This window comes from Paraburkholderia sp. EG286B (assembly GCF_040965655.1).
In the GTDB taxonomy this organism is placed as follows: Bacteria; Pseudomonadota; Gammaproteobacteria; order Burkholderiales; family Burkholderiaceae; genus Paraburkholderia.
The window spans coordinates 57753-72587 of sequence record NZ_JBFRCF010000030.1 but is presented as its reverse complement, the minus strand read 5'-3'; the positions used below and the strand labels follow the sequence as shown (position 1 = coordinate 72587).

Annotated in this window: 8 protein-coding genes; all 8 read left to right on the top strand. The window is 57.5% G+C overall.

Annotated features, from left to right (window positions below; translation table 11 throughout):
* Positions 1–229: 229 nt before the first annotated feature.
* The 8 genes from AB4Y42_RS38070 (at position 230) to AB4Y42_RS38035 (ending at position 14834) form a co-directional block, all read left to right on the top strand.
* Positions 230–2074 (top strand): DUF262 domain-containing protein, encoded by a 1845-nt coding sequence (locus AB4Y42_RS38070; protein WP_368697124.1) that lies wholly within the window; start codon positions 230–232, stop codon positions 2072–2074.
* Positions 2074–3366: a restriction endonuclease subunit S gene (locus AB4Y42_RS38065; protein WP_368697123.1), complete on the top strand. Its 1293-nt coding sequence runs from the start codon at positions 2074–2076 to the stop codon at positions 3364–3366. Before AB4Y42_RS38070 ends, AB4Y42_RS38065 begins: the two co-directional genes overlap by 1 nt.
* A gap of 14 nt (positions 3367–3380) precedes the next feature.
* A complete protein-coding gene (locus AB4Y42_RS38060) occupies positions 3381–6341 on the top strand; it encodes a type I restriction endonuclease subunit R (protein WP_368697122.1) in 2961 nt (986 codons plus the stop codon).
* Positions 6342–6699: 358 nt separating this feature from the next.
* On the top strand, positions 6700–7311 hold the full coding sequence (locus AB4Y42_RS38055) for a PolC-type DNA polymerase III (RefSeq protein ID WP_368697121.1): 612 nt from the start codon (positions 6700–6702) through the stop codon (positions 7309–7311).
* A 214-nt stretch (positions 7312–7525) separates the two neighbouring features.
* Positions 7526–10282: an ATP-dependent helicase gene (locus AB4Y42_RS38050; RefSeq protein ID WP_368697120.1), complete on the top strand. Its 2757-nt coding sequence runs from the start codon at positions 7526–7528 to the stop codon at positions 10280–10282.
* A gap of 176 nt (positions 10283–10458) precedes the next feature.
* A complete protein-coding gene (gene zorA / locus AB4Y42_RS38045) occupies positions 10459–12468 on the top strand; it encodes an anti-phage ZorAB system protein ZorA (RefSeq protein WP_368697119.1) in 2010 nt (669 codons plus the stop codon).
* Positions 12469–12474: 6 nt separating this feature from the next.
* Complete coding sequence (locus AB4Y42_RS38040; protein WP_368697118.1) at positions 12475–13200, top strand: flagellar motor protein MotB; 726 nt, start codon at positions 12475–12477, stop codon at positions 13198–13200.
* The gene (locus tag AB4Y42_RS38035) at positions 13197–14834 is read left to right on the top strand and encodes an EH signature domain-containing protein (protein ID WP_368697117.1); all 1638 of its coding nucleotides are present in this window, start codon (positions 13197–13199) and stop codon (positions 14832–14834) included. The genes AB4Y42_RS38040 and AB4Y42_RS38035 overlap by 4 nt, the downstream gene beginning before the upstream one ends.
* Position 14835 lies beyond the last annotated feature (1 nt).

Here is a 14835-nt window from a genome sequence, read left to right as displayed (position 1 = left end):
TGACGATATCGCGGACCCGTTCTGAATCAACGCTCACCGGTGGCCGACATCGGCGGCCCATTCGGTGTTGAGCGATTTACTCGACCTTGCGCCGCCGTTTAGTGTCGGAATTACACAGCCGTCAACAGCTGCGCAGCCTGGAAGAAGTCACGGCGGGAATCTTGGCGTTGGAGGCTGAAACCGATGGCCTGCTCAAGCAGCTGGTGAGCTTCGTGTCGGAGGCCAAGCAATGAGGGAAATTCAGGCCAAGACGCGCAGCGTGCGCGAGCTGCTGAGCGACACCAAGTACGGCATCGACTACTACCAGCGCGAATACAAGTGGCAGACCAAGCAGATCGTTGAGCTCGTTTCCGATCTCACCACGGCGTTCTTGGAAGAGTACCAACAACTGCACGAGCGCAAGGACGTAGCCTCCTACGGGCATTACTTCCTCGGCTCCATCGTCATCAGCCAGCCGGACGAGAAAAAGCAGATCGTGGATGGTCAGCAACGGCTGACCAGCCTCACGTTGCTGTTGATCTATCTGCACAACATCCAGAAAGACCGGCCCGATGCGGTTTCGATCGAGAAGATGATCTTCTCCGAGGAGTACGGGGAGAAGTCCTTCAATCTCGACATTCCCGAGCGCAACGAGTGCATGAATGCGCTGTTCGATGGCACCCCATACGACGCGGTGGATCACGTCGAATCGATTCAGAACCTGATCGGGCGCTACAACGACATCGCAGAGGCCTTTCCCGCCGAAATTGCGAACGACAAGGCGCTGCCGTACTTCGTGGATTGGCTGCGCAACAAGACCCAATTGGTCGAGATCACGGCCTATGCTGACGCTGACGCCTACACGATCTTCGAGACCATGAATGACCGTGGGCTGTCGCTTTCCAACACCGACATGCTAAAGGGCTACTTGCTGGCGAGCATCACCGACACCGCTAAGCGTGCCGAGGCCAACAAGGAAATCAAGCAATGGCTGCTCACCTTCGTCAAGCGTGACAGCGAGCGCGACACCAAGGAGAGCGAAGCTGATTTCTTCAAGGCTTGGTTGCGTGCCAAATACGCGCAGGACATCCGCGAGCGGAAGAAAGGCGCGAAGCCGGAAGACTTTGACCTGATCGGCACCGAGTATCACCGCTGGGTTCGCGCCAAGGACGATCTGATCGGGCTGAACACCAGTGACGATTTTAACCGCTGGGTGCGCCAAGATTTGCGCTTCTTTGCCCGCGTCTATCTGGAACTGCTGGATGCCTCTGAAACCCTGAAACCGGGGCTGGAGTCCGTCCGCTTCAACGCGGACCACGGATTCACCCAGCAATTTCAAGTGCTGTTGGCCACTTTGCTGCCGACCGACGATGAAGCCAGCGTTAAGGCCAAGCTCAAGCTGACGGCGGATTACCTCGACTGCTGGCTGAATCGCCGCCTGTGGAACTTCAAGTCGATCGACTATTCCACTCTGCAATACGCGACCTTCCTGCTGACCAAGGAACTGCGCAACTTGTCGTTGGATGAGCTGCGCGCCAAGTTGATCAAGCGGCTGACCAACGACCAAACCGAGTTGCCTCTCGACGACCAGCCTTACTTGAACAACTGGAACGCCAAGAGCCTGCATCGCCAGTTGGCCCGTTTCACGCACTGGCTGGAAGAGCAAAGCGGGCAGCCAGGGCGGTATCTGGAATACGTCGTTCGTTCGGGCAAGAACGCCTACGAGATCGAACACCTTTGGGCCAACCACTTCGAGCGCCATACCGATGAATTCGCCCATGCGCAGGAGTTCTCCACGCACCGCAACAAGGTGGGCGGGCTGGTTCTGCTGCCGAAGAAGATCAATGGCAGCCTGAACGACAAGGCGTATAGCGACAAGCTAGAGCACTACCAAAGCGAAAACCTGCTGGCGCGTTCGCTGCATCCCATGTGCTATGTCCACAACCCCGGCTTCCTCAAGCTGAAGGCGGAAACCGGCCTGCCGTTCAAGGCATTCACGGAGTTCAAGATGGCCAACTTCGACGAACGATTCAGCCTCTATAAGGGCATCGCGGAACTGCTGTGGTCGGCTAATCGCTTGAAGGAGGTGGCGTGATGCAGCGCTACGAAAGCTACAAGCCGAGTGGGGCTGAGTGGGTGGGCAACGTTCCCTCGCATTGGGACGTGCAGCCGCTTCGTGCAGTGACTGCACTCAAGTCCGATAAGAACAGGCCCGAGCTGCCTGTCCTGTCTGTCTACCGAGAGTATGGTGTCATCCTTAAAGACTCTCGTGACGACAACCACAATGCGACATCACTCGATACGAGCACCTACAAGGTCGTGAAGCCCGGTGATCTGGTCGTCAACAAGATGAAGGCATGGCAAGGATCGATGGGTGTAAGTGTTCACGACGGAATCGTCAGTCCTGCGTACATCACCTGCGCAACACGAACTGATCGAGTTCGTCCGGCGTATCTACATTACCTTCTACGCTCGTCACCGCTGATCGGTGTTTACAACTCGTTGTCCTACGGTGTGCGAGTCGGGCAGTGGGATATGCACTACGAGGATTTCAAACAGATTCCGATTCCTTTGCCGCCCAAAGACGAACAGGACCGCATCGTTGCCTTCCTCGACCAGAAAACTGCCGAGATCGATGCCGCGATTGCGAAGAAAGAGCGGTTGATTGAGTTGCTGAATGAGCAAAAAGACGTTGTGTTTGACCACATTCTGTACGGACAAGGCAACAGTGAACTGCCTGTCGACGGGGGGGGGAGTCAATTTTTCCCGACGCTTGGAGAAGGCATTGAGCTAGTTCAACTCGGAAGGGTTTGCCGAAAAATTGCCGATGGCCCCCATTTTTCTCCTCCCTACGTGGATGCAGACGATGGCTATCTCTTTCTGTCGGCGGGCAATATTCGGCCAAGTAAATTCCTGCTAGACGACGTTAAATATGTTTCAGAGCGCCATTTTTTTGAGTTTTGCAAACGGGTGCGTCCTGAGCCAGGAGATGTGCTCTACACAAAAGGCGGGACAACAGGGGTAGCCAAGGCAGTTGATATTGATTTGCCATTTCAGGTGTGGGTTCACATCGCAGTTCTTAAACTGCGGCTTGATCTTGTGATGCCGCAATATTTGGCCTATGCGCTCAACTCGTCCGGGTGCTATGCCCAATCCCAACTTTTTACTCGGGGCGCCACCAATAAGGATCTCGGATTAACTCGAATGAAAAATATATACCTACCTATCCGACCATTAAGTGAGCAGGCTGTTGTGGTCGGCAGGTTGCGCAGATTGAACGATCAATTTGAGAAGACCGAGGCGAGCATCAGAACTGAAATCAGTATGTTGACCAATCTCAAGACAGGTCTGGTCGCTTCAGCGGTTACAGGCGAAGTAAAAGTATAATTCGGGGGAAGAAAGTGGTCAGCCAAACCAACGAAGCAGCGCTCGAAACGCACATCGAAAATGGCCTAGCCAATGACGGCTACTGCATTGGCAATCCGGCTGACTTCGACAGAGAGTTTGCCATCGACGGCAAACTCTTCTGGCAATTTCTCGAATCTACCCAGCCCAAAGAACTAGCGAAGCTAAAAGATCGTCCGAACTGGCAGCGCCTGCTGCTTGAACGGCTGAACAAGAAGATCAAAAAGGACAGCGTATTGGCGGTCCTGAAGCGGGGGCTGGACATCGACGATGCCCATTTCGATCTGCTCTACCGGCTGCCCTACAACGACCTGAACCCGGAAGTCGCGGCTAAGTTTGCGGCCAACGTCTTCAGCGTCACCCGGCAGGTGCACTACAGCGAGTCCGATAGCTTCAAGTCGGTGGACATGGTCCTCTTTGTCAACGGCTTGGCGATTGCCACGCTGGAGCTGAAAAACCCCTGGACCGGCCAGAACGTCCACAACGCCATCAAGCAGTACCGCACCGACCGCGACCCGCGTGAGCCGCTGTTTGAATTCGGCCACTGTCTGGTCCACTTCGCAGTGGACCCAGACGAGGCCTACATGTGTGCACAGTTGGCCGGAAATGACAGCAATTTTCTGCCCTTCAACAAAGGCTTCAACTTCGGCAAGGGCAACCCAGTCAACCCGAAAGGCCACAAAACGGCCTACCTCTGGGAAGACATACTTCCACGCCGCAGTCTGACCAACATCATCGAGCAGTTCGCCAAGTTCACCGTTGAGAAGGACAAAAAGACGGGCAAGGAACGCAAGGGACTGTTCTTCCCTCGCTATCACCAGCTGGACGTGGTGCGCGGCATCCTGGCTGACGCTAAACAGCATGGCGTCGGCCAGACCTACCTGATCCAGCATTCGGCAGGCTCAGGCAAGTCAAACTCGATCACATGGCTGGCCTACCAGTTGGTAGAGCTGTACGACACGGTAGGCACCGCCAACGTGTTCGATTCCGTGGTTGTCGTGACCGATCGCCGGATACTGGATACACAGCTCAAGGACAACATCAAGCTCTTCTCCGAGACCAAGAACATCGTTGCTCATGCCGAGAGCGCCGCTGAGCTGAAGGCGCATCTGGAGCTGGGGAAGAAGATCATCATTACCACGGTGCAGAAATTCCCGTTCATCGTGGACGGGATCGATGATCTGACCGACCGCAACTTCGCCGTCGTCATCGACGAAGCCCATTCTTCGCAATCCGGTAGTGCCTCCGACAAGCTGAACATGACGCTGGGGGCGGAAGACGAGGAAGTACCTGAAGACCTCCAGGACAAGATTCTTGCGGCTATGAAAGGCCGCAAGATGAGCAAGAACGCCAGCTACTTTGCCTTCACCGCGACCCCTAAACCGGCCACGCTGGAGAAGTTTGGGCGGCAGGGTCCGGACGGGAAGTTCTACCCCTTCCGCCTATACTCCATGAAGCAGGCCATCGAGGAGAACTTCATCCTCGACGTGCTGGAGAAGTACACGACCTACAAGAGCTACTACGAGGTCCAGAAATCGGTCGAAGAGAACCCGCTGTTCGACACGGCCAAGGCGCAGAAGAAGCTCAAGGTCTTCGTCGAGGCCAGCCCACGGACCATCGAGGTGAAGGCCAAGATCATGGTCGATCACTTCATGAGCAATGTCTGGCAGGCTAAGAAGCTCAAGGGTAAGGCGAAAGCGATGGTCGTCACTCGCAACATCGAGTGCGCGGTCCGCTACTTCTTCGCCATCCGCACCGCCCTGCAGGAGGCCAACGCGCCCTTTAAGGCGCTGGTAGCTTTCTCAGGCGAGAAAACCGTCGATGGCATCAAGTACACCGAGGACGGACTCAACGGCATTCCTGCCCGTGACTTGCCCGAGGAATTCGAGAAAGACGACTTCAAGATTCTGGTCGTCGCCAACAAGTACCTGACTGGCTTCGACCAGCCCATGCTGCACACCATGTACGTGGACAAGAAGCTGCAAGGTGTGCTCGCAGTGCAGGCACTGTCACGCCTGAACCGCTGCAACTGGAAGCTGGGCAAGACCGACACCTTTGTGCTCGACTTCTACAACGCGGTGGACGACATCAAGGCCGCGTTCGACCCGTTTTACACGGCCACGACCCTGAGCGAGCCCACCGACGTGAACGTGCTGCACGACCTCAAGGATGTGCTGGATAACTTCGGCATTTACGACTGGTCGGAGGTGACGAACTTCAACGAGAAGTTCTTCGCCAGTGCCGAGGCTGAAGAACTACACCCGATTATCGATGCCGTGGTGGCTCGCTTCGAGGCCGACCTCGACGATGAACAACGTATCGATTTCAAGATCAAGGCCAAGCAGTTCGTGAAGATTTACGCCCAGGTAGCGGCCATCATCCCATTCAACAACGTGAACTGGGAAATGCTGCACTGGTTCCTGAAGTTTCTGATCCCGAAGCTGAAGGTGAAGGACCCCGATCAGGACAAGCTGGATGAACTGCTGAATAGCATTGACCTTTCCACCTATGGCTTGGAAAGATCACGCCTTGAGGTGAAGATCGGTCTTGACGCTTCGGAAACTGAGCTGGAGCCTCAGAACCCGAACGTTCGTGGCGGCCACTTCGGCGATGGAGACAAAGATCCGCTCGACGAGATTGTCCGGGCCTTCAACGAGCGCCACTTCGCAGGCTGGGAGGCCACGCCGGAAGAACAGCGCGTGAAGTTCATCAACATTGCCACGCATGTGATAAACCATGCCGACTACAAGGCACAGGTCGAAGACAACCCGGATAGCCAGAACCGGCAGCTGGCGCTGGAGCGACTGATTCAACAGGCGATCAGCGTAGAGCGGAGACGGGAACTGGACCTCTACAAGCGCTATGCGTCTGACCCGGATTTCAAGCGGGCGTTCGACGCGAGCGTGTCGAGACTGCTGGCATCTGCCGGGAGCGCAACGTTTCTAGCTGGTGCATGAGCGTGCATGACCATTGACATGCGAATGCGCCTATTTCCGACACCGATCTCATTCCTCTGTGCTTGGCGCTGGGCATCCGAAAACACTGCCTGTGCGCTTCGTGATGAATCGGGTGTCAGGGGTTCAACATATGCCGGTTACCGCACCGCCGCACGCGAGGACCATAAATGTAGAGTTTATTAAAGGCGTTCGCCTCAGCGTTTCTGGTACTTTATCGTTAAAAAATTTCTGATAGAAAAGCCGAGCTTGATGCGAGGCAGCGATGGGCTACGAGAATGGGCAAGCGAACTCCTACATACACATTCATCGACGCATTGATCAGAGCGGCTTGAGCGGTTGACTGAACAGGGGAATCATCATGGAGACCGTAGCGGTTCTCGACTTTGAAACGACAGGTCTATCACCCACGCAGGGTGACCGAGCGACTGAAATCGCCGTCCTCCTTTTGCGTGACGGGCAAATCATCGACCGTTACCAAAGCCTGATGAACGCGGGGCGGCGCGTCCCATCCGATGTCGTTGCTCTCACCGGCATCACAAACGACATGGTTGCATCGGCTCCTCAGGCGTCAAAGGTTATGAGGGATGCAGCTAAGTTCGTCGGCAAACATCCTGTCGTTGCCCACAACGCTGGCTTCGACAAACGTTTTTGGCAAGCCGAGCTCGCAATGATCGGCGTGCCGGCCGACCAATCCTTCGCATGCACGATGCTCGTGTCGAGGCGTATCTATCCGCACGCTCAAAGTCACCGATTATCAAGTTTAACGGAAATGCTGCTGCTGCCGAGATCGGGTAGGGCTCACCGGGCGATGGTGGACGCTGAGATGGCCAGTCACCTTTGGTGCCGAATGCAGCGTGACATCACGAAAATTTACGGACTACATCGGATCGATCACGCGCTCATGGCCCGTATACAGAAAACTAGTAAAGCGAAGGTTGCGACGTTGCTACGCTCGCCTGTTGCACTTTAAAGCGTAACACGACGATGCTAAGTAAAGCACAGCACTGCTGTCCTTGAACGGAATCCGAGATAGGCATGCCGCGAGATGAAACTCTTGCGTATGGCAGAACGCGCGACCGTCAGTGTTTGGCGTTTCGGGTGTTGTCGATATGACCGGCTAACGGAGTGCTCCGCGAGCACGCGCCGCGATAGAGCATGACATTTACAATGATAAGGGGGATTCCTTGGATCGATCGTTATACACACCGGCACAGCTGGCTGCCATAGATCACCTTGACGGGAATCTCCAGTTGATTGCCTGTGCTGGCTCGGGGAAGACCGAGGTGGTGGCGCAACATGTGGTCAGCCTGTTGCGGCCTAGTGCAGAAGGTGGGGCGGGCCGTGCTCCTGAGAATATCATCGCGTTCACTTTCACCGACAAGGCTGCTGCCGAGCTCAAGGAGCGCATTCACACACGGTGTCACGAAGCATTCGGGAGCGTTACCGGCCTAGCGGAGATGTACGTCGGGACCATCCATGGATATTGCCTCGAGCTTTTGAAATCCGAGGTGCCCGCGTACATGAAGTACGAGGTGTTGAACGAGGTGCAGCAGGCGCTGTTTATCGACCGCCACTCGCGCGCCTCCGGGCTAACAAACAGTACCACGCTCACAGGCGTCCCACTGAAGCGATACACGGATACCCGTCACTACGTGTCGGCCCAGTCGATCCTTCGTGAAGATCGAGTGGTTAATTCGCTGCTTCTCGACGGTAATAGCGTCGTTGCCGGACTTTCCAGCTACGAACAGCTGTTGCATCGTAAAGGCTATCTCGACTACTCCGGTATTTTGAAGGAGGCTGTCAAGGAGCTGCACAGTAACGCCGGATTGAGGGAGCGTCTGAGTAAGCGGATCCAGCACGTTATCGTGGACGAATACCAAGACGTCAACCCGGTTCAGGAGGCCGTCGTTCGCGAGTTAGCCACGCTTGGCGCAGACATCTGCGTGGTTGGCGATGACGATCAGACGATCTATCAGTGGCGTGGCAGCGATGTTCGCAACATCCTGGATTTCGAGCGCAGATACGAGAACGTGACCCAGGTGAAGCTGGAGGAAAATTTCCGTTCAAGTGAAGGGGTGGTCGCCGTTGCCCGCGATTTCATCCGACAACTCCTGCGGCGTTTACCCAAGGAAATGAAGGCGACGGCGGCCCAAGGTTTCGATGCGGGCGACATTGCGGCGCTCGGCTTCGACTCGCCAGCTGCTGAGGCCCAGTACATCGCGCAGACGTGTCAGTCACTGCGCGGGATAGCAATTCGCGAGGGTGACGAGGAGCGCGGGATTTCCTGGTCGGACATGGCGATCCTGCTGCGGTCGGTGCGCCGCGACGGGGAGACGATTATTGCGGCGCTAGAGAGCGCCAATGTACCCTACGTGATCACGGGCATGGACAACCTGTTCGCGACGCAGGAGGCAGAAGCTGCTCGCCAGCTTTTCTACTTCCTGGCGGGGGAGGTGGACGAGGCGGTCCTGATGCACGCGTGGAAGGCCGCTGACCTAGGGATAAAGAAAGCCGCCCTTGTGCAGGCCGTCGGGGCGGTGGCCCAGGCGAAGCTGGGCATGCAGAATGCCGAGATGGGCCAGTTCAAGGTCTACAATATGCAGCGCCAGTTCGTCGCGTTTCTGGAGAATATCGGCCTTCGCGAGGAGGGCGTACCAGGCGGTCGGGGCGAGGTGGTGTTCTACAACCTCGGCAAGTTCAGCCAGGCGATTTCCGATTTCGAGAGTATCCACTTCCACTCAAGTCCGGTCGAGAAATACCAGAGCTTCGCGGGCTTTCTGCGGTACCACGCGGAAAATGCCTATCCGGAGGGCTGGCAGGACAATGCCTTTGTGAGCCCGGATGCAGTGCGCATTATGACTGTGCACCAGTCCAAGGGGCTTCAGTGGCCAGTGGTGTTCATCCCGCAGCTCGTCAAGAACAGATTTCCTGCGAAGGGGAGCGGCGGACGTACCGCCTGGCACCTGATTCCCGACGCCGCCTTCGACAATGCTGCTCGTTACCGCGGGGGGGCCGACGACGAACGTCGGCTGTTTTACGTTGCGATCACGCGCACACAGAAATTTCTACACTTGAGCTGGGCGCCGCATGATGGGAACCGCACGGCACAGGTGCCATCAGATTTCTTCAATGAGGCGCTGGCATCGAAATTTGTCAAACGTCGGCCGCAGGACTATGCCGGCCGCAAGCGGCTCGAGCCAAGTCCGAAGGCATCGGTGGCGAACATCCGGTTGTCCTTCTCAGACCTAAAGTATTTCTTCGAGTGCCCATACCAGTTCAAGCTGCGCATCCTTTACGGGTTCAACGCACCGCTGGATGAGGCGCTGGGGTTCGGCAAGTCGTTGCACGACGCGCTGGCCGAGGTTCATGCGCGGGCTTTGCGCGGGGAAAAGATCGAGCCCGATGAAGCAAAGTCCCTGATCGTAAGGCATCTGCGTGCACCCTACGCATATCCGGCGCTGCGAGAAAAGCTCGAGCAGGCGGCTGAGCGGGTCGTCGAGTCCTATATCAGGAAGAACGCGGCCGAATTTAAGAGCCTGGAGTTTTCCGAAAAGGCAATTGAGATTGCGCTTGGTGACGGCGTATCGGTGGCCGGTCGAATTGACCTTGTGCGGCGGATCGACACTGGGGAGGTGACCATTGTCGACTTAAAGTCGAATGACCGCGCGCAGGCCGAGACAGTCACCGAAACCCAACTGCATATCTACGCGCTCGGCTACCAGGAGCTGACTGGCCGGCCGGCCGATTACGTGGAAATTTACGAGCTCGATGAACAGAAGCAGAAGCGTCGGTCCGTGGACGATGACTTTATCGCCGAGGTGAAACGTGACGTACGATCGGCAGCCGCGGACTTACGTACCAACCATCTGCCGCCCAAGCCTCACAAGAAGACCTGCGGCCAATGCGACTACCGCCATTTGTGCTCAGCTGCGACCAGTTAGTGAACGAAGGACAAGAATGAATCTTAAGCAAGCCTCGTTTGAGGCTACCCGGGAATCAGGGCCGCTCTGAGGTGGAAATTTCCGACTCCGGAGGCTGACACAGATTCAGGGCGGTAACTCGTGAGCCGGAGCCGTCGAATTGAACTAACCAAGAATTGGATGGGGAAGAGCAACAAATGCCCGACATGAATTTGAGTGAGCTCGCATCGGAGTATTGGCACATCGGATTGGTCGCGCTGGTCCTGGCGTCGTTGTCGCTGGATTTCCTGTTTAGGTTTGTGATCCGCTCGTTCAAGCTGAGGAGCGATCTTGCTGAGGCCATCGCGGCCTTGCGCTCGATTCGCGCCGAAAAAAAAGGGGAGCTCGTCGAACTCTCCGCGGTCGAGGCCAAGGCGATGAAGTCTGATGCCTTGTCCAACCTGTGGAATGAATACGCCAAGACGCTCCACAAGCAGCTTGGCGATGAGGACGAGCTGGGGCAGCAGCGAATTAGGTGCTGGCGCTCGACGGCGCTGGCCGAAACGTTCTTCACGGAACAAGCGATCGTCGACAGTCGCTTGAAGACGGACTTCTTCAAGCATCTCCCCGGGGTGCTTACGGGCTTGGGGATCATCGGAACCTTCGCCGGCCTAATCAAGGGCCTCGTGCATTTCGATGTGAGCGTGGATCCGGCGGCGGCACAGGTTCAGCTTCAAGGTCTGGTGCGCTCGGTGGGGCATGCCTTCTATGTCTCCGCATCCGCGATCGGCTTGGCCATGCTGATTACTTGGGTCGAGAAGACGATCGTTACGGCCTGCTACGGGCAGGTCGAGGAAATTCGGGAGCTGATCGATGGGTTGTTCAGGGGCGGGGCGGGGGAGGAATACTTGCAACAGCTCGCCAAGTCGTCCCAAGACGCGGCGACCCAAGCTCAGCAATTGCGCGACTCGCTGGTTGTCGATCTCAAGGAGATCCTCACGACGTTGACCGAGCGTCAGATCTCGGCCCAAGCCCAGCAGACCGGCCAGATGTCCGTCGACGTGGCCAAGGTCATTTCCCAATCATTGGCTGCTCCAATGTCCGCGATAGCGGAGGCCGTCCAGAAAGTCGGCGGAAGCCAAGGGGAAGCTGTCAACAAGCTGTTGACCGACGTGTTGGCGAGCTTTTCCGCGCAGATGCAGGAGATGTTTGGCGGCCAGATGCGCGGCATGAGCGATCTGCTGCAAAAGGCCAGCGAATCTATGCAGGCAACGGCTCTTCAGTTCGGGCAACTCGCCGCGAGCATGGGCGCCGCCGGCACCAACACCGTGGATTCCATGGGTGAGAAGCTCGCACAGGCACTCGATGCGATGGACGCCCGGCAGTCGGCAATGAACGCTCGGATGGGCGAGTTCGTTGAGCAGATTCGCTCGCTGGTCGCGCAGTCCCAATCCGAGACAGGAGAGAAGTTGCGCGAGGCGCTAGCGGCGGTCGGGACTCAGGTCGCGGGTGTAGTCGAGACATTGCGAAAGCAGGCTGAGGAGGCCGACGAGTCGCAAGGCCAACGCGCCAAGCGGTTCGAGGAGTCTACTGGGCAGGCGATCAAGTCGCTCTCAGGACAGGTGGAGCAACTGCTCGAGCAGTCTATGGAGACCAACAAGTCTTTGCAGACTTCCGTGTCCGCCTTGGCCGGTGCGACAGACCGGGCGATGGCCAGCCTCAGTTCTGGTGCGGAAACCCTCTACGCTGCGGCTACCAACTTCGCCCAAGCTGGCTCAGGCGTTTCTGAGACGATGCGCTCGGCCTCTGCGGCCACCGAGTCGATTAAGACGGCCTCTACCCAGCTCTCGATGGCCACCGACAACGCCAAAGGCATCTTCGCCGACTACGCTCGCACGCGCGACACGTTCGCCACGATGGTCGCGGAACTGCGACAGACGTTTGAGTCTGCAAAGAAGGATGCCACGATGACCTCGGAGCTCATCGGCAAGATCCAGACGGCTGCCCGTGAACTCGCTGCGGCCCAGCAACAGTCAGAGGACTACCTCAAAGGCGTCACCGAAGTTCTAGTCGGTGCACACGAGTCCTTCCGCGACAACATCGACAAGACACTGGGAGAGGGCAATCGCAAGTTTCAATCCGAGCTCTCGAACGCTGTCAACCTCTTGTCCGGCGCAATCAGGAATTTGGGTGACGTGGTCGATGAGATCCCGGCAGGACGTAGGTGATAAGTGATGTTCGGCCCGAAATCATCCAAGCGGCGCAATGGGAGGGACGAAGGGGAGAAACCTTTCTGGATCTCTTTCTCCGACCTTATGTCGGCGCTTATGGTGTTGTTCCTCGTCTCGATGGCTATCGCGTTGATCGCCATTACCCAGAAGCAGAAGGTCATTGACGACACCATCGAGCTACGCAAGAAGACCATCGCCCAATGCCTGACCGAAGTTGAGGATGTCACCAAGCGGCCGGAGTTCAAAGGCGTGACGGTGCACGGCAACTCGATCGACTTTGGCACCGTCGTCCTTTTCGCCGACCAGCAGCACTCGTTTGAAAGGCCCGCCGACGAGCGATTCATTCGCGGCTTCGTCCCTGAAGTGTTGAAAGTGGCTCGTGCGAAGAGCTGCGAGACTTGGCTCAAGCGCGTGGTGGTCGAAGGCTTCGCTAGCCGCACCGGTAACTACCTCTACAATCTCAATTTGAGCTACCTGCGATCTCAGCGCGTCTTGTGCGCGCTGCTGAACACGCAGGCACCGGACGCGCTCACCGAGGCCGATCGAAAGCAGATTCAGACGCTCTTCTTGGTCGGCGGTTCGTCCTTCAACACTGCATCAAACGATGGTCCAGCACGAATGCGACGGGTCGAGATCAGGTTAGAGTTCCGCGATTTCGGCTCGCCAGCCGAACCGACGCCAGACATTCCGCTCGACCCGGGCAAGTCCTGTCCGAATGACCTGCGATGAACGACGCGCTTGCATTGCTCCGCTCCGGCTTGGCCCACGCGTTTTCGCAAGCGGCGAAAATTCCCGACCTATGGTCGGACGCGCGATCGATGGAGCGTGCGAAGGAGCGCGTGATCAGCGATCACGGCGGAGCGGCGATAAAGGCGGACAGCCGAACTATTTGGGCATCGGTTGAAGACTTCAGACGGCTCGGCCGTGCCAAGAGTTTTCGTGAACTCAAATACGTTTGTCTTGGGGTCTCCGCCATGGACGCCAATGGCTGGTGCATCCTCGTCGAGGCCAGGTTGCGCGAGGAGGTTGGCAGGCAAGTAGAAGAGCAGACGGCCATCCATCGCAAGCTGCGCTGCTTCCAAGCCTTGCTCGCCTCCTACTTCTCTTTTCCGCTTGGCGCGTCCAAGCTTGATCCAAAGGCTGTGACGGGTTGGACGACGCTTCGGACCTGGCTGCAAAGTCAGCGGAAGCAGTTGGCCGCCGCCTTGGAGTATGTTCCGCCTTGGTTCGAAGCCTTGGGCCGCCATTCGGAGCTCCTGACTGCGCGACCCTGCGATAAGTTCGTCCCCGACTTAATGCGCGGTGACGCATCCTCTCTTGAAGAGGCTATGGACAGCTTGGCCATCGATCGCGATTCCTGGGTGATGGAGGCGGCTGTCTTCGCTCAAATGGAGGCGGCGGAGAGATTCGACGACGGTCGATTCAAGGCGGCCTTGCCTGACCTGCTGCGCATCGCAATGGGCGAGGCTGGAGTGAAGGTCGGCGAGAGGCTTCGCATTCGCTGTATCGCGTTGCTGGTCTCTCGATACGCACGCTCCTCTGCCACGCCTGAGCACCCAGGATTGCGCGACGCAGCCGTCGGCGTCATTGGCAACCCTTGGCTGCGTCGAGCGAGTTGGGACGCGCACGTTGTGGACTCAGCCAAGCAGCCGGACAGGCGAGCGCGGGAGATGGTCTTCGGCTGGCTCAAAGGCCGGCTCATCCAGGACTTCTTCGAACTGCTCAGCGCCGAGGATGCCGGCGACACCCGGCGCCTCGTCTATTGGCTCCGCTTCGCGCCCTTCGTCGACGATATGTGGTTCGCACTTGGTCCCGCAGCGCAATACCGAAGCGATCGGCTGTTCAAAGAGTTTCGCGAGCGTGCAAAGGGGCGGCTCTTGGACCTTGAAGGCGCCTCGGGGGACAACAACGCTTTCGTGATGAGAATCGGTGGTCACGTCGCTATCGAGTTCGGCGCCACCGGTCACGCGTTCTATTTGCTGAGGTGGGACGCGTTGCCGCCGCCAGTATCTAGGGCGCTGACTTCGGGCAAGGCGAAGGATTATGTGGCGCTCAGCGAGCTCAAGCCCGAGGCACACGAATGGAAGCAGAGCCACAGAGATGCCCCCGTCGCTCTCAGGAGTTGGGAGCAGAAGTTCGACGATGAGCTCTTGCCGCAATTGCGCGTAGCGCCGAAGGAGCGGCCAGCATGCGTGCCGGAACTTGAGAAGCTCCTGCAAGGGCGTAATGTCACCGTGGTGGATAGCAGGGCCAAGGGAGGCTCGCTTCGGATTGCGCCGGATGAAGAGCTGGTTGGTGTAGCACGCCAGCTTTCTTCCCTGGGCATGTCGCTGCGGCGTGGTCGCGGCTGGATCAAGGAGTGAG

What these genes read in the sequence shown, in the direction of transcription:
- AB4Y42_RS38070 (WP_368697124.1), top strand. Translation starts at nt 230, where the DNA reads ATGAGGGAAATTCAGGCCAAGACGCGCAGCGTGCGCGAGCTGCTGAGC.
- AB4Y42_RS38065 (WP_368697123.1), top strand. Translation starts at nt 2,074, where the DNA reads ATGCAGCGCTACGAAAGCTACAAGCCGAGTGGGGCTGAGTGGGTGGGC.
- AB4Y42_RS38055 (WP_368697121.1), top strand. Translation starts at nt 6,700, where the DNA reads ATGGAGACCGTAGCGGTTCTCGACTTTGAAACGACAGGTCTATCACCC.
- zorA (WP_368697119.1), top strand. Translation starts at nt 10,459, where the DNA reads ATGCCCGACATGAATTTGAGTGAGCTCGCATCGGAGTATTGGCACATC.
- AB4Y42_RS38040 (WP_368697118.1), top strand. Translation starts at nt 12,475, where the DNA reads ATGTTCGGCCCGAAATCATCCAAGCGGCGCAATGGGAGGGACGAAGGG.
- AB4Y42_RS38035 (WP_368697117.1), top strand. Translation starts at nt 13,197, where the DNA reads ATGAACGACGCGCTTGCATTGCTCCGCTCCGGCTTGGCCCACGCGTTT.